The 19,019-nt window shown below is 32.7% G+C and carries 22 protein-coding genes and 1 other annotated feature; of the genes, 3 read left to right on the top strand and 19 right to left on the bottom strand.

The genetic code is table 11. From position 1 onward, the window contains the following. Positions 1 to 27: 27 nt before the first annotated feature. Positions 28 to 215: a binding site (T-box leader), on the bottom strand. 95 nt (positions 216 to 310) lie between these two features. The 5 genes from CLAU_RS16135 to CLAU_RS16115 form a co-directional block, all read right to left on the bottom strand. Then, complete coding sequence (locus CLAU_RS16135) at positions 311 to 1,339, bottom strand: AI-2E family transporter (protein WP_013237879.1); 1,029 nt, start codon at positions 1,337 to 1,339, stop codon at positions 311 to 313. A gap of 82 nt (positions 1,340 to 1,421) precedes the next feature. Further along, positions 1,422 to 1,937, bottom strand: coding sequence for a PRC-barrel domain-containing protein (locus CLAU_RS16130; protein ID WP_406540980.1), 516 nt, complete (start codon positions 1,935 to 1,937; stop codon positions 1,422 to 1,424). Positions 1,938 to 2,078: 141 nt separating this feature from the next. Next, positions 2,079 to 2,507: a Fe-S cluster assembly scaffold protein NifU gene (nifU, locus tag CLAU_RS16125; protein ID WP_029170221.1), complete on the bottom strand. Its 429-nt coding sequence runs from the start codon at positions 2,505 to 2,507 to the stop codon at positions 2,079 to 2,081. Continuing rightward, positions 2,507 to 3,715, bottom strand: coding sequence for a cysteine desulfurase NifS (gene nifS, locus CLAU_RS16120; protein ID WP_013237876.1), 1,209 nt, complete (start codon positions 3,713 to 3,715; stop codon positions 2,507 to 2,509). The genes nifU and nifS overlap by 1 nt, the downstream gene beginning before the upstream one ends. Further along, positions 3,716 to 4,162 carry an RrF2 family transcriptional regulator gene (locus CLAU_RS16115; protein ID WP_013237875.1) on the bottom strand — a complete coding sequence of 149 codons (447 nt, stop codon included), beginning with the start codon at positions 4,160 to 4,162 and terminating at the stop codon, positions 3,716 to 3,718. Between the two features lie 195 nt (positions 4,163 to 4,357). Between CLAU_RS16115 and CLAU_RS16110 the strand changes: the two genes are divergently transcribed. Then, positions 4,358 to 5,674, top strand: coding sequence for a replication-associated recombination protein A (locus CLAU_RS16110; protein WP_013237865.1), 1,317 nt, complete (start codon positions 4,358 to 4,360; stop codon positions 5,672 to 5,674). Between the two features lie 99 nt (positions 5,675 to 5,773). Here the strand turns inward: CLAU_RS16110 and eutM (CLAU_RS16105) are convergent, their stop codons facing one another. The 13 genes from eutM (CLAU_RS16105) to pduB form a co-directional block, all read right to left on the bottom strand. Continuing rightward, complete coding sequence (eutM, locus tag CLAU_RS16105; protein WP_013237864.1) at positions 5,774 to 6,070, bottom strand: ethanolamine utilization microcompartment protein EutM; 297 nt, start codon at positions 6,068 to 6,070, stop codon at positions 5,774 to 5,776. 74 nt (positions 6,071 to 6,144) lie between these two features. Next, complete coding sequence (gene eutM, locus CLAU_RS16100) at positions 6,145 to 6,435, bottom strand: ethanolamine utilization microcompartment protein EutM (protein ID WP_023163089.1); 291 nt, start codon at positions 6,433 to 6,435, stop codon at positions 6,145 to 6,147. A gap of 41 nt (positions 6,436 to 6,476) precedes the next feature. Beyond that, complete coding sequence (locus tag CLAU_RS16095) at positions 6,477 to 7,127, bottom strand: phosphate propanoyltransferase (RefSeq protein ID WP_023163088.1); 651 nt, start codon at positions 7,125 to 7,127, stop codon at positions 6,477 to 6,479. Position 7,128: 1 nt separating this feature from the next. Continuing rightward, complete coding sequence (locus tag CLAU_RS16090; protein WP_023163087.1) at positions 7,129 to 8,646, bottom strand: acetaldehyde dehydrogenase (acetylating); 1,518 nt, start codon at positions 8,644 to 8,646, stop codon at positions 7,129 to 7,131. Positions 8,647 to 8,694: 48 nt separating this feature from the next. Then, positions 8,695 to 9,471, bottom strand: coding sequence for a BMC domain-containing protein (locus CLAU_RS21405; RefSeq protein ID WP_023163086.1), 777 nt, complete (start codon positions 9,469 to 9,471; stop codon positions 8,695 to 8,697). Positions 9,472 to 9,503: 32 nt separating this feature from the next. Beyond that, positions 9,504 to 10,175 (bottom strand): cupin domain-containing protein, encoded by a 672-nt coding sequence (locus CLAU_RS16080; RefSeq protein WP_023163085.1) that lies wholly within the window; start codon positions 10,173 to 10,175, stop codon positions 9,504 to 9,506. Between the two features lie 17 nt (positions 10,176 to 10,192). Beyond that, a complete protein-coding gene (locus CLAU_RS16075; RefSeq protein ID WP_013237858.1) occupies positions 10,193 to 10,459 on the bottom strand; it encodes a EutN/CcmL family microcompartment protein in 267 nt (88 codons plus the stop codon). After that, complete coding sequence (locus tag CLAU_RS16070) at positions 10,453 to 10,758, bottom strand: BMC domain-containing protein (RefSeq protein WP_013237857.1); 306 nt, start codon at positions 10,756 to 10,758, stop codon at positions 10,453 to 10,455. The genes CLAU_RS16075 and CLAU_RS16070 overlap by 7 nt, the downstream gene beginning before the upstream one ends. A 16-nt stretch (positions 10,759 to 10,774) precedes the next feature. Further along, on the bottom strand, positions 10,775 to 11,617 hold the full coding sequence (gene eutJ, locus CLAU_RS16065; RefSeq protein ID WP_013237856.1) for an ethanolamine utilization protein EutJ: 843 nt from the start codon (positions 11,615 to 11,617) through the stop codon (positions 10,775 to 10,777). After that, entirely contained in the window at positions 11,599 to 12,372 is a 774-nt protein-coding gene (locus tag CLAU_RS16060) for a hypothetical protein (RefSeq protein WP_023163084.1), read from the bottom strand. Before CLAU_RS16060 ends, eutJ begins: the two co-directional genes overlap by 19 nt. 34 nt (positions 12,373 to 12,406) lie before the next feature. Further along, positions 12,407 to 13,210: an MIP/aquaporin family protein gene (locus CLAU_RS16055; protein WP_029170117.1), complete on the bottom strand. Its 804-nt coding sequence runs from the start codon at positions 13,208 to 13,210 to the stop codon at positions 12,407 to 12,409. A 50-nt stretch (positions 13,211 to 13,260) separates the two neighbouring features. Then, positions 13,261 to 14,403, bottom strand: coding sequence for a 1-propanol dehydrogenase PduQ (locus tag CLAU_RS16050; protein ID WP_023163083.1), 1,143 nt, complete (start codon positions 14,401 to 14,403; stop codon positions 13,261 to 13,263). Positions 14,404 to 14,458: 55 nt separating this feature from the next. Then, positions 14,459 to 15,322, bottom strand: a complete 864-nt coding sequence (gene pduB, locus CLAU_RS16045) for a propanediol utilization microcompartment protein PduB (RefSeq protein ID WP_013237852.1) — start codon at positions 15,320 to 15,322, stop codon at positions 14,459 to 14,461. Positions 15,323 to 15,918: 596 nt separating this feature from the next. On the opposite strand from pduB, the gene CLAU_RS16040 reads away from it, so the two are divergent. Beyond that, positions 15,919 to 17,130 (top strand): sensor histidine kinase, encoded by a 1,212-nt coding sequence (locus CLAU_RS16040; RefSeq protein ID WP_013237851.1) that lies wholly within the window; start codon positions 15,919 to 15,921, stop codon positions 17,128 to 17,130. 68 nt (positions 17,131 to 17,198) lie between these two features. Then, complete coding sequence (locus CLAU_RS16035) at positions 17,199 to 17,945, top strand: response regulator transcription factor (RefSeq protein WP_013237850.1); 747 nt, start codon at positions 17,199 to 17,201, stop codon at positions 17,943 to 17,945. Between the two features lie 77 nt (positions 17,946 to 18,022). Here the strand turns inward: CLAU_RS16035 and CLAU_RS16030 are convergent, their stop codons facing one another. Beyond that, entirely contained in the window at positions 18,023 to 18,955 is a 933-nt protein-coding gene (locus tag CLAU_RS16030; protein WP_013237849.1) for a glycyl-radical enzyme activating protein, read from the bottom strand. Positions 18,956 to 19,019 lie beyond the last annotated feature (64 nt).

The following is a 19,019-nucleotide window of genomic DNA, read 5'->3' as shown; positions in this document are numbered from 1 at the left end:
ATTTTAATTAAAAAGCTTCCATCCCTGAAAAGGGACGAAAGCTGAATCCGCGGTACCACCCTAATTAAACAGATATATAAAACAAAAAACCTGTATCTCTTAAATTATATGTTATGACTCATAGATAGCTTCAATATATATTATAAGAAGTTTACACCATCCACTCCCTCTCTTTATATAATAAAATATTTACTTTTTCTATTCATTGCCTATATTCCATTATGATACAAATTATAATTTAAATACACTTTTATGTCAATATTGTAGTCTTTTATAGTACCTTATACTAATCAAAAATTAAAAATGGTCCTTAAAACATATAGTAATTCAGATCCTCATATATAACTTTAACTAAAACTCCAAAAGGTACTGCTAATACCATTCCAATAAATCCTGATATCTTTCCTCCAACTATTAATAGAAGAATGACTATAAGAGGATGCATATCTATGCTATCTCCTGTAACCTTAGGTGATAGTATGTTTCCTTCTATCTGCTGCAGAAGATAAAGCCATACCGCTGTCCATAAAGCCGTTTCTGGAGATTTTGTAAGGGCTATAACTATAGCCGGGAGAGCCCCAAATATAGGTCCAAAATAAGGTATTATGTTAAAAAATGCATTTAATATAGATAATATTATAGGAAATTCCACCTTTAAAAATATAAGTATAAAAAAAGTAGCTATTCCCACAAGAGCACTTAGCATAATCTGACTTGCTATATATCGTCCTAATATCTTATCTGCATGACAGCATATTTTTTTAATAGGTTTTCTACTATTTACCGGGAATGCCGAAAGCAAACTTTCATTTATGCATTTATCATCAGCTAAAAAGTAATAAGTTATTATTGGTATAACTACTAAATACAATATATTTTCTCCCATATTCATTAAGAAATCGAATATTTTAACAAATATAGAAGCAATTTCACTGTCAATCCTTCTATTTAAATTATTTACTAATAAGTGTATTGTCCTATTGCCCTGGATTAACTTTAGTTTTGCATAAAATTTGTCTATTAACATCTGAATATTGGCAGCAGTGGCATTTAACTTTAAGCTTTCCTTAAATAAAGATGGTATAAGAAGAGCAAATGTAGAAACAACTAATAAAATTAGTATACCTATTATAATAATAGCACTAACTTTTTTATTTACTCCGGCATTAACCATCTTTATTTCTATAGGTTTTAGGGTATACGCTATTAAAAAAGATATAAAAATCAAATATAACATTTCCCTTAATACAGAACTTTTAGCAACAAGCAAGGCAGCTGCTGCAAATATAACTATTGTAAGTACATATTTGACGACAGAATTTTTAATAATATTCATCATATCATCTTCCACAATTTTAATTATACTTGAGTGTTTCTCTTTCTTAGACATTTTCAAAAAAATAACCATTCAGTATGCTAGCCTATTTTCTTTCAGATGCCTTATCTGAGTTAAATAGTGCATGAGGAGAATTAAAAAATTTTAAATTTTCTTTTTTCCCTCTGTAAAATACGTTATCTTCTCCTAAAGTCAAATCATCTATAAGCAATATTTTTTTTCCTTTTATAAAATTATTTATAAATCCAGTGGAAAGTATAACTGCCTTTATGCAAAAACTTTCTTCATCAAATAATATATCTTCTACCATCCCTATTAAACATCCTTTTTCATCCACTACATTCATTCTCTTTACATCATTAAATTGAAAATACTTATCCTTATTTACATTAGTAACAACTATTACAGATGTTAGACTCACTATATCCTTTATAAATACGTTTAAACTTTTTCTAAATATGTTGTTAGGAGTTATAACAAACCCCTTTACTTGTTTTTTGTTAAAGTCTAAAAATATATCACTTATAAACCCCAGTAAATTTCCTGAAAGATTTACTGCATCCATAAATATAAAATCTCTTATTCTATACAAAGATATCACCTTAATTTAAAAATATATACCTGTAGTTTATCCAAAAAATAAAAATATAACCTCATAAAAAGGTTATATTTTTATTTAGTAAACAAAGTTTAAATTCTATATATTACAGAAAACCTACTTAATATATTATCTAAATTATTATTAATTTCCATGAACATGTTCGTGGATAGTTTCAGAATGATTTTTAGTTGCCCATGGTTCAAGTCCCTGTGACTCTCTATAATCGTTTATTGCCTTATGGATAGCTTCTTCTGCTAAAACAGAACAATGCATCTTCACTGGTGGAAGTCCATCCAGCGCCTCTGCAACTGCCTTGTTAGTAAGCTCCCATGCATCTTCTAATGTTTTTCCTTTTATAAGTTCAGTTGCCATACTGGAAGATGCTATAGCAGAACCGCATCCAAAAGTCTTAAACTTTATATCTTTTATCACATCATCTTCAACCTTTATATATATCTTCATTATATCTCCACATTGTGGATTTCCAACTTCTCCAACACCATTTGCATCCGGAATTTCACCTACATTTCTAGGGTGTCTAAAGTGATCCATAACCTTTTCGCTGTACATCATAATTGTTCTACCTTCTCTCCTTTATTTTGTGTTTTAAGAAAGTCTTCCCAAAGCGGTGACATTGCCCTTCTTCTAGCTACTACCTTCGGAATTACCTGCAGTGCATAATCTACATCCTCTTCAGTAGTACCAGCACCTAAAGTTAATCTAAGGGAACCATGTGCCACTTCGTGAGGTAACCCTAAAGCTAAAAGTACATGTGACGGATCCAATGAAGCCGATGCACAAGCACTTCCTGTAGAAACAAATATACCTGCATCATTTAAATCTAGAAGCAAAGTTTCTCCTTCTATTCCTATAAAACTCAAATTAACATTTCCAGGAAGTCTCTTATCTCCACTAGGTCCATTTACTTTAGCATAAGGTATTTCTTCAACTAATCCTTTTGTAAGTTTATCCCTTAATTTACTAAGTCTTTTACTTTCTGTCTTCATTTCAGAAGTTGCTAATTCTATTGCTTTTCCTATTCCAACTATTCCTGGGACATTTTCAGTGGAAGCTCTCTTTCCTCTTTCCTGTGCACCACCATGTATCAGGCTTTCAATTTTTACTCCCTTTTTCAAGTACATTGCTCCTATTCCCTTAGGTCCATAAAACTTATGTCCTGCCATAGAAAGAGCATCTATATTCATATCCTTTACATCTATGTTAACGTGTCCTATAGCTTGAACTGCATCTGTGTGAAAATATATCTTCTTTTCTCTACATATTTCACCTATTTCCTTTATAGGTTGAATGGTTCCCACTTCATTATTTGCAAACATTACAGATACAAGTATTGTAGTATCCTTAATTGCTTTTTTTAAATCTTCTAAATTTATAAATCCATACTCATCTACAGGTAAATAAGTAACTTCAAATCCATTCTTTTCAAGAAACTTACATGCATGTAAAATAGCATGATGTTCTATCTTAGTAGTTATTATATGATTTCCTTTATTTTTATTTGCAAAAGCTATTCCTTTTAATATCCAGTTATCACTTTCTGAGCCACCTGCTGTAAAAAATATTTCATTTTTATCTGCATTTATTGCCTTAGCCACTCTTTGTCTAGCTGTATTAATTGCCTCTCTTGGAACATCTGACATTGAATACAGTGAAGATGGGTTTCCAAAATTCTCAGTAAAATAAGGAATCATCTCTTGTAATACCTCGGGTTTTGTATAAGTAGTAGCTGAATAGTCCATGTAAACCTTCTTATTCATTTATATATCCCCTTTCGTTTTTTCTTGTTTCATTTGAATATAATCATCTACCATGTCTTGTAAAGTTGTAGACTTCATAACCTGTTCTATACTTTCTTTAATTCTACTCCATAAAAGCCTAGTAGCACAGCAGTCCATATTACTGCAAGAATTTTCATTATTTTCATCTACACAATCTGATATTTCTATAGGTCCTTCTAAAACTTTCATTATATCAGCTACAGTTATATCTTTGGGTTCTCTGTTTAAAATATACCCACCTTGTGCTCCCCTAATACTTTTTACTAAATTAGATTTTCTAAGGTTCGAAAATAACTGTTCTAAATAATATTCTGATATATTTTGTCTTTCCGATATACTTTTTATAGATGACGGCTCATCACTATAGTGAATAGCTAAATCTACCATAGCTTTTACCCCATATCTTCCTTTTGTGGATAGCTTCAATTCATCACTTCCTTAAATCAATGTGACTTAATACTGTAATTAATATTATAGTATCAAATCCGAGTAAAATTGTCAACAATAAAAAATTAATTTTTTCCACCTGAATTCTTCTATTTTTACCCAAGGTTTTATTATTAATAATTACCCCTTTTGCAGTATAATAATATAGAATAATTTTAAAAGGATGGTGAAATTATGGATTTATTTGATTTTGCTAACAACAAAAATAATAAGGAATTAAAACCTTTAGCCGAAAGAATGAGACCAGAGACCTTGGAAGAATTTATAGGCCAAGAACATATTTTAAGTAAAGGCAAAATGCTATATAGAGCAATAGTTACAGATAATATTTCCTCAGCTATTTTTTACGGACCACCTGGTGTAGGTAAGACTACATTAGCAAGAATTATAGCTAATACAACAAAGGCAAATTTTTATGAATTGAGTGCTGTAAATTCTGGTACATCAGATGTAAAGAAGATTATAAAGGAAGCAGATGATAACCAAAAATTTTATTCTAAAAAAACAATATTATTTATTGATGAAATACATAGATTCAACAAAGCTCAACAGGATAGTGTTTTAAACGCAGTTGAAAAAGGTATTATCATATTGATAGGTGCTACTACAGAAAATCCATATTTTGAAATTAATAATGCCCTTCTTTCTCGTTCTATGATTTTTGAGTTTAAAAATCTTTCCGAGAATAACGTTAAAGAAGCATTGAATAATGCCATCAAAAGTCCAAAAGGTTTTGGATATCTCAACATAGAAGTAGATCCTGAGGTGTTTGATTATTTTGCTGTACATAGTAATGGTGATATAAGGAAGGCTTTAAATGCTTTAGATATAGCAGTTAGGACTTCATCCAGGAAGGAAGATAAAATTTTTATAACTGCTGACGATGCAAAAGAATGCATCCAGAGGAAAATGACATTGTACGATAAACAAGGTACATCCCACTATGATACTATAAGCGCTTTCATAAAATCACTTAGGGGAAGTTCTCCTGACGCAGCAGTATATTATCTTGGAAAAATGTTAGATGCTGGTGAAGATCCAATGTTTATAGCAAGAAGAATTACTATTCAGGCCTCAGAGGACGTAGGAAATGCTGATCCTATGGCTTTAGTAGTAGCTACAAATGCTATGAATGCTGTACATATGATAGGCATGCCTGAATGTAGATATGCACTATCTCAGGCAGCAATATACGTAGCATCAGCACCAAAGTCAAATGCTTGCTGTGTTGCAATTGATTCTGCCCTCACAGATGTTAGAAAACGCAGAGATTCTGGAATACCTCTTTATTTAAGAGATGCCCATTACAAAGGTTCAGAGAAGTTAAGACACGGAATTGGATATTTATATCCACACTCATATGGAGGATTTGTAAATCAACAGTATTTGCCCGATTCTCATAAAGATACTGTGTATTATAACCCAACATCTAACGGATTTGAAGCTAAAATTAAAGATAGACTAATTAGACTTTGGGGTAAAAAAAAATAACTTACCTAAAACAAAATCCCCTTAAATCATCAATATAAGGGGATTTATACATTCTTTAATATTCATTTATATCTTACTAAATAAATGGTAAACTGTAATCTACTTTTCATCTTCCTTTAAATTAGTTTTAGGAAGGATAGTTTCAACTTCAACGTGTGGACGAGGAATAACATGAACAGAAACTAATTCTCCAACACGTTGTGCTGCTGCGGCACCAGCATCAGTAGCTGCCTTTACTGCTCCTACGTCTCCTCTTACCATTACTGTTACAAGACCGCCGCCAACATGTTCTTTTCCTATTAGATAAACATTAGCTGCCTTTACCATTGCATCTGCAGCTTCAATTGAACCTACTAAACCTTTTGTTTCAATCATTCCTAATGCATCATATTTCATTTTTATTTCCTCCTAGTTTATAATTTATTTTTTTTATTTTGTACTTTGTATCTTATATCCTATATCTTCTAATATTAGTCTTCCTTTAAACCAGTCTTAGGAAGTATAGTTTCAACCTCAACGTGTGGACGAGGAATAACATGAACGGAAATTAATTCTCCAACACGCTGTGCTGCTGCAGCACCAGCATCAGTAGCTGCCTTTACTGCTCCTACATCTCCTCTTACCATTACTGTTACAAGACCGCCGCCAACATGTTCTTTTCCAATTAAGTTAACATTAGCTGCTTTAACCATTGCATCTGCAGCCTCTATAGAACCTACTAACCCCTTTGTTTCGATCATTCCTAATGCATCAGATTTCATTTTTATTTCTCCTCTCCAAATATTGTTATTTTATGATTTTACTATTTTACTATTGTAATTTTTGATGAGTTGCCAACACACATTGCATTTGCTTCCTCTGTGTCAATATGGCATTCTAAAGCTGAAGTATCATTTGCTCTAATTGCAACATTATTATAAATTCCACCACGTGGTCCATCAACTTTAATACTTACTGTCTGTCCATCATGCACCCCAAAATGTTGTGCATCTGCAGGAGTCATGTGAATGTGCCTTTGTGCAACAATCACACCTTCCTTTATTTGAACAGATCCTTTGGATCCTATTATGGCAATTCCAGGTGTTCCGTGCAAATCACCGGACATCCTTACTTCTGGAGCTACTCCCAATTTGAAAGAATCTCCTCTTAGGATTTCTACCTGTGTCTTACTACGTAATGGTCCAAGTATTCTAATTTTTTCAATAGCTCCCTTTGGTCCACATACTGTTACTGTTTCTTTACAAGCATACTGTCCTGGCTGTGCTAAATCCTTTATCTTTGTTACCTGGTATCCTTCTCCAAACAATATGTTAAAATCTGCTTGTGAAAGATGAATGTGACGATTTGAAACTCCAACTGGGATTTCATTTGTATCTTGTTTTGTCTCTTTAGAAGACTGACTACCTTGAACAACTTCCAATAAAAGCTTTATAACAGCTTCGTACTTGTCCATTTTAGTTAGCTCCCTTCATTGCAGCTACTAATTCACTTACGAGTCTAGCAAGTTTATCATTATCAGTAGTATCCGCAGCATTGCTAGCACAATTGCTCTTTGCTGCAAATTCTGCAGGGCTTGTAGCACAATGATTGAAAGTTGTATCGTCTGCAGCTAATGTAGTACAGTCTTTAAGACCATATGCTACTCTCTTTATATTAATTAAATGTAATGGAGTAACATTTTCGGAAACAGAGCTTCCTCCCCATGTACCACAACCTAATGTAAATGCAGGTGCTAATCCTGTGCTTGCACCAGTACCTCCCTGGCTTCCACCAGTATTAACTAATATACGGGATGCTGGTTTTTTAGCAAACTTCATTACTAAGTCCCTGTCATTTGTATGAATGTTCATAGTATGTCCAAGACCATTTTGAAGTAATCTTATACTAAGCTCACATGCTTCATGCCAATCTTTAACTGTATAGAAAGCAAGTACTGTTGTAAGTTTCTCATAAGATAGAGGGTAACCATTACCAACTCCGCCTTGTTCTCCTATTAATACTTTTGTTCCTTCTGGAACTGTGAAACCTGCAGCTTCTGCTATAACCTGAGGAGCTCTTCCTACAAACTTAGCACTCATGCTGTGTGTACCAGGTTTAAAAAGTACGCTGCAAACTTTTGCAGTTTCTTCAGCTGTCATGAAATATCCGCCTTGTTTCTTAAATTCAGCTACTATTTCATCATGGTTGCATTCTTCAGCAATTACAGATTGCTCGGATGCACAAATAGTACCATAGTCAAAGCTCTTACTAGCAATTATATCTTTAACTGATTGATGAACATCAGCAGTTCTTTCAATATAAGATGGAGAGTTACCAGCACCGACGCCTATTGCAGGTGTTCCTGAACTATATGCAGCCTTTACCATTCCAGGGCCTCCAGTTGCAATTATCATAGCAACTTCTTTAGCTTTCATAAGTTCATTTGTAGCTTGTATAGATGGTGTAACAATACCACCAATTACATTTGCAGGAGCTCCTGCTGCTACTGCTGCATCACGCATAAGTTCTATTGCTTTTGTTGAACATTTTAATGCAGCTGGGTGTGGTGAGAATACAATTGCATTTCTTGATTTAATTGCAATGATTGATTTATAAATAACAGTAGATGTTGGATTTGTAGATGGTACAATACCCATCAATAAACCAACTGGTTCTGCAAATTCAATTACACCTTCACTTTTATCTTCTTTTATAACACCAATAGTCTTCATATCCTTGATGTAATTATATACTGTAGTAGCAGCCATATGGTTCTTATAAGCCTTATCTTCAGCTTTTCCAAAACCAGTTTCTTCTGCAGCCATTTTACCAAGGCAAACTGCATTTTCTTCTGCTACTCTAACCATATTACATAGGATTTTATCAATTTGTTCTTCAGTATAATCAGCAATTTGGTCTGCTGCAATTTTTCCTAAACGTGCAAGATCTCTTGCTTCTTGTATAGAACGTAAGTCTTTATCAAAATTTTCCAATTGTGATCCCTCCAATGATTTTTACATATGTTTAAATTTTACAACCTATTAATTATGCCCATAATATTTTCTGAATTCTACAAGCAGCAGCATTTTGTCTGCTTTAGAAATGGACCTTCCTTTGATACCAAAGTTCTTATATTTACGAGCGAGATTTCGAAGCTCTATTACCTTAAACTTACTCAAAATCTCAATAGCTTTTTCTAAACCATAGTCAAGTACCATCTTATCTACAGCTTTCCTATTTAGTTTAGTCAAATCTATTTTTAAAGGATCAGTTATTTTTTCTGGCAAAAGCTCCTCATTCTCTGAATTTTCTACTGTTGAATTCTCTTCTTTAGAGTCTTCCTCTATTGGATCTTCCACTATTGAATCATCTATTGTTGGATTTTCTATCATTGAATCCTCTTCTTTAGAATCGTCATACTCTAGTTCTTCTATTTTTAAAGAAACCTCTACTGACTCCTCTTCATTGCCCTCAACCATTGTTACCACTTTTGATTGATTTTCTTCTGGATTAACAGTTTTAATATTTCTATCTTTCAGTGGTACTGCTGATACAATTATATTATCTAATTCCTCATGTGGACGGGGAATAACATGTTGTGAAACAAGCAATGTGTCATTTATGTTTCTAACTGCCGCTCCACCAGCGTCTACAGCTGCTTTCACAGCACCCACATCACCAGTTACAACAATAGAAACAAGTCCTCCTCCTACATATGTCTTTTCTAAAAGATTCACATCTGCCGCCTTAAGCATAGCATCTGCGCTCTCAATAGCTGCAATAAGTCCTATTGTTTCGATTAACCCAAGTGCCTGCATTATTTAACCCTCCTCAACCTTGATCAGCTATTCTAATATGTATCATAGAATGCTTTCATCTTGTCAGGTGAACCAAATGCTATCTTAGCTCCCTTAGGGAAGAATACTGAATCACCAGGATGTGCAGTATAAACTTTATTATCCACTGTTACTGTCAATGTACCCTCTATAACATAGTAAAGTTCCTGACATTCTGTTTCCCAATCAAATTTACAACTTTCAATTGTAATAAATCCGGCATTCATTGAAGAACCATCGTCTGCATTGATTATCTCCTGATAAAATACTTTGTCATCAGGATTTCCAGTATCAAGTGCTTCATATTTTACTGAACTGCCACGAACAATCTTTAAACCGATAGAGTCAGTCTCAGCAAGATAAGGCTTCTTATTGGTAATCAAATCAATCACTCCATTTAAAAGGCCTTTTTTCATCATGATCTTAAATACTTTATAAATTACTTCACTATCAATTCCATTTTCAAAAACTTTTTCAAGCTCAGAAGTTTTTGTTTCACAAGGAGTTTCCACTTCACAAGAACTTTTTGCTTCAAGGACTTGCTTTTCAGTAGAAAATTCTATGCCATAACTTTTTGCTATATCTTTGGCTGATGGAGTAATAATTGCTTCACATCCAATGTACACTACTTTTTGGCCCTGCCTTTCTGCAGTCTCAACATCTTTTGCACAAATTAATTTTTTCATTCTTGTACCTCCTGAGTCTATTCTACATTGCAATCTTCATCAATAATTCCAACAACAACTGCATCAACCGGGATGTCCTCACATTCATCTAACATTTTTCGAGCTGATGACCCGGTTGAAACAAGAACTCTATCTCCAATTCCGGCACTGATTATATCTGCAACAACTAAATGCTGACCAGCACCAGTTCCACCAATTACTTCCGCTAACATAAACTTCAATCCATTAAGTGATTCTGCTTTTCTTGTTGCCCATACATTGTCAATTAATCTTGCTATTAACATATATCTTTCTCCTTTTTAACATTGCGCTTAATCTCCTGAATTGCTGATTCAACAGATGACGTATCGCCAAAAATCGCAATCATTATCATGTTCTGTGGACAACTTCCTTTAATATCTTCTACTGTGACACCAACTGCCTTTTCAGCAATATCTGCGGCATAAATCATGTCCAGCATTTTACCTTGTACAAGACCAACCGCATCAACACAAATTGAATCTTTATTAACATTAGCACCCATACGCCTCATAAGCATATCTATTGTACCCTTTGAAGGCGATTTAATAGTTCGAAATTCCATATTGAATCATCTCCAACTATATACTTTCCTGCGTACAGCTAAGTGCTATGCCTAAAGGGGTTACAAACATCGGATTCTTTGGCTTATGAGTAAATATTCCTGTCTTTTTTTCTATAATTGTCTCAATACCTGTCAGACAGCAAGTTCCTCCAACCAGAGATATTTCCTGAACATCATACCCTTTAATATGCTGGTTAATAATAGATGCAATTTTTTCAACTACTGGCTTTAGTACAGGTAAAAGGTCCTTATGGTTTTCTGGATTACGTTTATACAATTCTGCTTCTGCAAAAGGCATTTTATATGCACCAGAAACTACTAATGAAAACTGAGTACCTCCTGTTGGTTCATCTGCAATATAAACAACTTTTCCATCTTTTAAAATTGAAATTCCAGTTGTTCCACCACCGATATCTACAACTGCACCATTCTTAATTCTAAGAACTTTATTAGCAGCCGTTGGTTCATCAAGCACACTTGTAAGTTCAAAACCAGCTGCCTGAACTACATTTTTAACTGCCCCTGAATCCAAATCATCTGTTCCTGGTGGAATAGCTGCAGCTCCATAAATCAACTCTGTACCTAACTTTTCTTCAATTTCATGCTTCATCTCTCTAACAATATTGATTGCACCAATATAATCAACAACCATACCATCTCGAACTACATCTGCATATTTATAAGCACCTGCTACTGGTTTATAGTTTTCATCTACAACTGCTAGGACAACACATGCTGTACCTAAGTCAACTCCTGTATAATAAACAGATGACTTGCCAACAATCGGATGCTTTACTACATGTTCAAAATCTTTCACAAGTTGGTCGCAGAACTTAAAAGTCAAATTTTTCTCTGACATTTTGTACCTCCAAAAATAGAACAAATCATTTGGGACAAAGCATTAATAATTTGATTGATCTTTCCAATAGTATCACTGCACAATGCATCCTCATCTTCACTATCTTCATATGCTTCTAAAATAAATGGTTCGATTTCTCTAAGAGCACATCGCAGTCTATGCAAAATTATGATATCTCTTCCCTTTTTAAGCTGCATATGAAATTCTGTAATTTCAAAGCAATCATCTAAATCAAGTGAATAATTGCTAAAATTTATTGCTGTACATTCCTTAATACAAAGATTTTCAACGGACCCTTTACCCTGAATGGCGTTTTTAATTTTAGTAAACTGCTTACCTAAACTAATAACATTCTGTGCCCAAAGAATATCCTTATTCAAAAGTTCTTCTTCTGTAATAAGGAACAATGCTTCCGTTGATTTCATCTTACTGTAAAGTTTTTTCTTCTTCCAATTATTCTTCTTTTTGGGCTGTGCAGGTGTCTGATTTTCATTTATGGTCTGCACCTTTTCCACAGTTTCCTTTTTCTCTACAGCTTGTTTTTTATCTACATCATGCTTCTTCTCCACAGGTTGTTCTTTATTTACAACATTTTTCTTTTTGTAATAAGACCCGTCATCAAACATATTTATACCTTTGTCTGACAGAAACTGACTTGCTTCAGGTGTAAGTCTTGTCCCAAGTTTTAACTCATAATCTGTAAAAGGTTCTTTTCTATATAAATCCCGCAAATCAATTTCGGTAATAAATTTCATTTTGAACCCCCTTTACCCTCTTCTAGCTCTCAACCTAATTCTTTTCAATACTAGGTTTCATTTTAGCAGGTAAATAAAGTGAAATTAATTTTTCATATATGCCTCCACCTAAAATTCCTCCTACAATAGGAGCAAATATAGGTACAATAAGTCCATAATTATTAGGTCCAAAAGCATTTGTTCCCCATCCTGCCAGCACACATAATAATCTTGGACCAAAATCACGGGCTGGATTCATAGCAAAACCAGTTAAAGTTCCAAATGATGCTCCTAATAACGCTACTACCAAACCTATAGCCAAAGCTGGCATACCATTTTTAGGACAACTCTTATTGCATCCATCTGTTACTGCAAAAATAACTAATACTAAAATGGCCGTTATACACATTTCTACCATAAAAGCATTGAACATTGACAACCCTGTTTTAGGGAATGTACTAAATATTCCTGCTGAACTCCACCCAGCTTGTGAGTTTCTAATAATATTTTTGCTGCTTTCAAATTGTCTTATAGAACTGCCATATAACCCATAAACTATTGCTGCTGCTGTAAAAGCTCCTAAAATTTGTGAAACAATATAAGGAATTACTTTCTTTTTGTCAAATTTCTTCCATACTGCTAGAGCTATTGTAACCGCAGGATTTATATGAGCTCCGGAAGTATCGCCAACAACAAATATAGCTATTGTTATAGCTAATCCCCAACACATAGATAATCCCCAAAATGTAACGTTTGCATTTACTGCAACTAGAGCTGCTACTACCCCAATTCCAATAAATAATAAGATAAATGTACCTATAAATTCAGCAAAACATTCACCTAATAATTTATTTTTCATATTCATATTATCCTCCTTATTGTTAACATTTCCGCTAATTTATAAAAATGCTATTTACCATAAACTTCTTCAAACAATTTAGCTATTTCTTCTTTGCTAGTTTTCCTTGGATTAGTAGCTGTGCATTTATCATTTAAAGCATCATTTACCATATTCTCTAGTTCGTTTAAAAAATCAAGTTTATCTATGTTTACTTCCTGTAAGTTCATAGGTGTATTAGTTGCATTCATTAATATTTTTATTGCAGCAATAATACTTCTTACTCCCTCATTTGTAGAAGCACAAGGTAACCCTAAGATTCTAGACAAATTAGCATACTTTTTTCCTGATTCTGTTTCATTTTCTGATTTTAAATTAGCATTATACTCAATGACATACGGTAATAAAATTGCATTTGCCCTACCATGTGGTATATGAAATTTCCCCCCTAATGTATGTGCCATACTGTGATTAATTCCTAAAGATGCATTTGTAAATGCCATACCAGCCATGCAAGATGCATTATGTAATTTTTCTCTTGCAAGCACATCGTTTCCATCTCTATAAGCCCTTAGTAAATAGTCAAATACTAATTTTACAACCTTTTCAGCCAGCGCATCTGTATAATCAGAGCTTTTTGTCGAAACATACGCCTCAATGGCATGAGTCAAAACATCCATTCCAGTATCTGCTGTTATTCGTTGAGGCACTGTTTTAACAAGATTTGCATCAATTATAGCTATATCTGGAACTAATTCATCATTAATCAAAGGAAATTTTGTACCTCCCATTGTAATTACTGAAAAAGAAGTAACTTCTGATCCTGTACCACTAGTAGTTGGAATAGCTACAAATAATGGTTTTTTATAATTGCCTCCATTAGTATTTAATATTTTAATAGTAAAGAATATAATGCTTTTCGTAGCATCAATTGATGAACCGCCGCCTAATGCAATTACTACATCTGGTTTAAATATTCTCATTTTATTTACTCCCATAGCAACGATTTCAATCGGTGGATCAGGTTTTATCTCTGAAAAAATTTCATACTCAACTTTATTATCTTTTAATATGTCAATTATTTTATCTGCAGTACCTGATTTAAGCATAAACGGGTCCGTAACTATACACACTCTTTTATTCTTTATGTTTTTCAAATACTCTATTGACCCTCTATTAAAACAAATTGTGGGTTTAATGTTAAATATAGTCATATTATCCCTTCTTTTACGTTTATAACATATATTTATATAAGCGTTTGCATATAGCTTAAATATAAGGCTTTGTTGTTGAAATAGGATTTTGTCCCATAGATTTTAATATTCCTATTCCTACTTCTCTAGCCGCTATTACAGACTGCTTAACAGCTCCAGAATCTCCTGTTATTGATATAATTACCTCATTTGAATGTGATGTACCATCATTTGGACTTGCATAAGTAACCAATTCCACATTAGCAGTTTTCATTGCAGTATCTGCCATAACCAAACCTACCCCTGCTGGTGCTCCTACAACTATTCCAAAAGATTTTCCAAGTGGAGCCCCATAAGCCTTTTCGAGTGCAAGACTTGCTCTTGCAGTATAATGAAGTTCTGCATGTCCCGCATCACATCCATATACATCTCCAAATGTTCTTTCTACATCTTTTAATGCAACTTCAACAGCTCTTCTAGCATCTGATACATCTTCAGAAGCAAAAATTATGAGTGATCCATGTCCTGCACCACCTTTTGTATCCCTTGGAAGTTCTATTGCCGCAATTACAGTATTTGTTGCTTTTACAGCTTCATCTGCAGCCATAATATGAGGTCCAGCACCTGTCCTTGCACTTATAATTCCTAAAGAACGGTACTTAGGATCCAAGTTCATTTTTTCTTGAATACTTCCATCAATGTTAGCAATAACCAAACCAACCGTATCTCCAATAGCACATCCTACATATTCTGTTATTACAGGCGTATCATTTATCATAAAAGCTTCCCTCTTTTCTTCCTTTTCTATTATTTTTTCTTCCTTTAATTCTGATTTAGAATTTTGTGTATTTTGTGTTTTATCTGTTGTATCACTTGAATTTTCACAATTTGTTTTCTTTCTAAGCTCTTCCAAAACCTTATTGATTATCTCTTGATCCATTTTTCCACCTCGAAACATTTAATATTTTGACAATGAAGGTAAATTTCTTTAACATTTGCTACCTTAGCTATTAAACCTTGCAGCCTTCTTATTAGCTGATGATTCATTAAATTACTGTACCTAGCAATGTTTTTTTCCTATAAGATCTCACCCCCAAAAGTTTATAATATTTTTTATAATCAAATTTGTGGTTTAATTTTATTACAAAAGCAAATAAAGTTTTTTAATAAATTCGACTGCATTTTGTACAATATATATTTTTATATGTTGTACTATTTTGACATCTTAGAAATTTGTTATATTTTTATATTCATTAGTTAATTTTCTTGTAAATCGACACATTAAATATTATAATTCTATTAAGCGACAAATTTTGTTTGAGTATTATATAAGTTAAATATCTATTTTTCATTTAACTTATTTTATTTTCACAGTTTTAATTGTTAAAAAATAAACTCAGTAAATTTTAATTTTATTTTCTGTGACTTTCAAATCGTGTACCCCTTAAAATATTCTTAAATTTTACAAATATACATAAGCTATATTTCTAAAGTAACTTACTATTTACAAGATTTTTTTTTACGGAGGATATACAAATGAATTCATTAAAAGATCTTAAATTCAGTGACATTATTGATATAAACACTTTAAAAGATATCCAAGACAAACTCGCTAAAATAGTTATTTTTTCTGCAGTTACAACAGATATTCATGGGGTTCCTGTTTGTAATGAAAACAATTTCACGCCATTTTGTAAACTTATTCGTTCCTCCCCAAAAGGATGTAAAAACTGTATATCCTGTGATTCTCAAGCAGGCTTTATGGCTATGAAAGATAAAAAGCCAAGAGTATATAAATGCCACACAGGACTAATTGATTGTGCTGCACCTATAATAGTAAACGATATCTATGTAGGTGCCGTGTTGGGCGGACAGGTATTACTAAAAGGACAACAAACAAGAGATTCCATAGACTTAAATTGGATTTCTAAAAATTATGAGCTTCCTCTAGAAAAACTAAAGGAAGCTGCTGAACGCATAGAAATTGTTGAAAGCGACTACCTACAAAATTGTGTTTCATTTTATACATTTCTTGCAAATTATATAGCTGAAATGGGCCTTCATACTCTTACACAGGAAAAATTATTAAAAGAAAGTGAAGAAAAAATTAAGCTTGAACAGTATGCCAAAAAAATGCAGTTAAAAACTATACAAGCTCAAATTAATCCTCACTTTCTGTTTAACACTTTAAATACAATAGCAAGTATGGCTCTAATTGAAAATGCTCCTACAACAGAAGAACTAATATATAATCTCTCTGATTTATTAAGATATAGCTTACGAAACTTAGAGGAATTTCCCAAACTCAAAGATGAAATTACTAATATAAAACGATATCTTTTTATCCAAGCTTTAAGGTACAGCGATAGAATTTCCTATGAAATTAATATAGATGAATCTCTTAATGAATATAGAATTCCAACCATGATTCTTCAGCCACTTGTTGAAAACTCCCTCGTTCATGGCCTTGAAACCAAAAAAGAAGGTGGAAAAATAACTATAAATAGCACCTCCAATTCAAAAAAAGATATAATAATTGAAATAAGTGATAATGGCAGAGGAATTAATAGCAGCATACTTAACCTATTAAATAACTCAAAAGACCTCTCTGATAGTGGTTTAGGTATAGGACTGCAAAATACTGACAATAGGCTAAAGCATTATTTTGGTAGAGATTACGGTCTGAAAATAGAAAGTACTCTTGATGTTGGAACAAAAGTATATATACGTATTCCAAAATTGAAATAATAATTTTTAGTATTTTAACCATTACTATTAAACAAATTTTATAATACCTTAACAGGAGGGTGATTAAGATGTATAAACTTATGATAGTCGATGATGAACCTCTTGAGAGAAAATCATTAAGAATATTATTGCAAAGAGAATTCTTTAATATTGATATTGAAGGAGATTCTAAAAATGGAGAAGAAGCAGTATTAAACGCTAAGATAAATAAACCTGATATAATTCTTATGGATATAAAAATGCCTGAAAAAACTGGTTTAGATGCTCAAAAAGAAATAATTAACTTTCTGCCAAACACTAAAACAATTATAATAACAGCCTATGGAGAATTTGACTACGCACAAACGGCAATAAAATATGGAGTAATAGATTATTTATTAAAACCTGTTCGGCCATCTAATCTAAAAGCTTCTATAAATAAAGCTCTTAAATCTATAGATAACTTTGATTCTAGAAAAATATCTAATTTAAAGTCTAAGGAAATTTCTGAAAGTACTATAAAAACTGCAATAAAATATATTGATAATAATTATACACAAGATATAAAATTAAATACTGTAGCAAATTTTGTACACTTAAATCCTCAGTACTTAAGTAGATATTTCAAGCAAAAAATGGGAGTGACATTTACCCAGTATATTACAAATCTAAGACTTGAAAATGCTAAAAAGTTATTAGTCAATACAGATAAATCTATAACACAAATTGCCATGGAAGTAGGTTATACTGATATTGCATATTTCAGCAAAGTATTTTTTAAGAATGAGAATAAATCACCTTACAAATTTAAAATGAGTTATTGCAATAATTCCTAAAAATTACTGACGAATTAATAAGAGAAGTATATTAAAACTCGATGTTTAATACACTTCTCTCTATTTGTCATTTAGAACTAGTCAATTCCACCAACTTTACATATTAGTCCACATTCTTCCACTAGTTCTTTAAGCTTATTTATTTCTTCTTTAGTAGGTGGTTGTAAACCCTTCATTATATAATCATGTCCTAAGTACTCATACTTATTTTCACCAAGACGATGGTATGGTAGAAGATGTAATTCTTTAACACTTTTAAGGCTAGTTGCAAAATTAGCTGTAGCTCTTATATTATTTTCATCGCTATTAACTCCTGGAATAACAGGTACTCTTATTATTAACTGAACTCCAAACTGAGCTATTAATTTTGCATTCTGTAAGATTAACTCATTAGGCTTTCCTGTATACTCTAAATGTTTATTTGCATCCATGTGCTTAATATCAAGCATAACTAAATCAAGCCAAGGTAGCATCCTTTCTAAAACACTTTGAGATGTAAATGCTGCGGTTTCAATAGCTGTGTGCCAACCATTTTGTTTGCATCCTTTTAGTAATTCTTCAGCAAACTCAGGTTGAGCTGTTACTTCTCCTCCTGATAAAGTAATTCCACCACCAGATCGTCTATAATATATGTTATCCTTTTTCAATTCTAGTAACAATTCCTTTACAGTTCTCGTGTTTCCTGCTAAATTCAAAGCTCCAGCATAACAATTCTCAACACACTTACCACACTTAACACATTTATTCTGATCAACTCTAGAAGGAAGGTTGAAATCTATTGCTCCATTACTGCAAACTTCATAGCATTTTTTACATCCTATACATTTGCTTGGAATAAACATTACTTGTGGCTCCATACACTGAGATTCTGGGTTACTACACCAACGACAAGATAACGGGCAGCCTTTAAAAAAGACTATTGTACGAATTCCTGGTCCATCATGAACAGAAAATCTCTGTATATCAAAAATAATTCCTTTTTTATCTAAATTCACTTGATAATTCAACATAACTTTTCCTCCTATAAAAAGCTGCTCTATAAAAAACTTTACAACTAACTCTCTTTTACTAATT

It is taken from the genome of Clostridium autoethanogenum DSM 10061, assembly GCF_001484725.1.
GTDB classification, from domain to species: domain Bacteria; phylum Bacillota; class Clostridia; order Clostridiales; family Clostridiaceae; genus Clostridium_B; species Clostridium_B ljungdahlii.
Note: the sequence above shows the minus strand (reverse complement) of the source record. Positions and strands in the feature narration are given on the sequence as shown.

Excerpts from the sequence above, each read along its gene's own strand:
- CLAU_RS16135 (WP_013237879.1), bottom strand. The coding sequence starts at position 1,339 with ATGATGAATATTATTAAAAATTCTGTCGTCAAATATGTACTTACAATA.
- nifU (WP_029170221.1), bottom strand. The coding sequence starts at position 2,507 with ATGTACAGCGAAAAGGTTATGGATCACTTTAGACACCCTAGAAATGTA.
- nifS (WP_013237876.1), bottom strand. The coding sequence starts at position 3,715 with ATGAATAAGAAGGTTTACATGGACTATTCAGCTACTACTTATACAAAA.
- CLAU_RS16110 (WP_013237865.1), top strand. The coding sequence starts at position 4,358 with ATGGATTTATTTGATTTTGCTAACAACAAAAATAATAAGGAATTAAAA.
- eutM (WP_013237864.1), bottom strand. The coding sequence starts at position 6,070 with ATGAAATATGATGCATTAGGAATGATTGAAACAAAAGGTTTAGTAGGT.
- eutM (WP_023163089.1), bottom strand. The coding sequence starts at position 6,435 with ATGAAATCTGATGCATTAGGAATGATCGAAACAAAGGGGTTAGTAGGT.
- CLAU_RS16095 (WP_023163088.1), bottom strand. The coding sequence starts at position 7,127 with ATGGACAAGTACGAAGCTGTTATAAAGCTTTTATTGGAAGTTGTTCAA.
- CLAU_RS21405 (WP_023163086.1), bottom strand. The coding sequence starts at position 9,471 with ATGCAGGCACTTGGGTTAATCGAAACAATAGGACTTATTGCAGCTATT.
- CLAU_RS16080 (WP_023163085.1), bottom strand. The coding sequence starts at position 10,175 with ATGAAAAAATTAATTTGTGCAAAAGATGTTGAGACTGCAGAAAGGCAG.
- CLAU_RS16075 (WP_013237858.1), bottom strand. The coding sequence starts at position 10,459 with ATGTTAATAGCAAGATTAATTGACAATGTATGGGCAACAAGAAAAGCA.
- CLAU_RS16070 (WP_013237857.1), bottom strand. The coding sequence starts at position 10,758 with ATGGAATTTCGAACTATTAAATCGCCTTCAAAGGGTACAATAGATATG.
- eutJ (WP_013237856.1), bottom strand. The coding sequence starts at position 11,617 with ATGTCAGAGAAAAATTTGACTTTTAAGTTCTGCGACCAACTTGTGAAA.
- CLAU_RS16060 (WP_023163084.1), bottom strand. The coding sequence starts at position 12,372 with ATGAAATTTATTACCGAAATTGATTTGCGGGATTTATATAGAAAAGAA.
- CLAU_RS16055 (WP_029170117.1), bottom strand. The coding sequence starts at position 13,210 with ATGAAAAATAAATTATTAGGTGAATGTTTTGCTGAATTTATAGGTACA.
- CLAU_RS16050 (WP_023163083.1), bottom strand. The coding sequence starts at position 14,403 with ATGACTATATTTAACATTAAACCCACAATTTGTTTTAATAGAGGGTCA.
- pduB (WP_013237852.1), bottom strand. The coding sequence starts at position 15,322 with ATGGATCAAGAGATAATCAATAAGGTTTTGGAAGAGCTTAGAAAGAAA.
- CLAU_RS16040 (WP_013237851.1), top strand. The coding sequence starts at position 15,919 with ATGAATTCATTAAAAGATCTTAAATTCAGTGACATTATTGATATAAAC.
- CLAU_RS16035 (WP_013237850.1), top strand. The coding sequence starts at position 17,199 with ATGTATAAACTTATGATAGTCGATGATGAACCTCTTGAGAGAAAATCA.
- CLAU_RS16030 (WP_013237849.1), bottom strand. The coding sequence starts at position 18,955 with ATGTTGAATTATCAAGTGAATTTAGATAAAAAAGGAATTATTTTTGAT.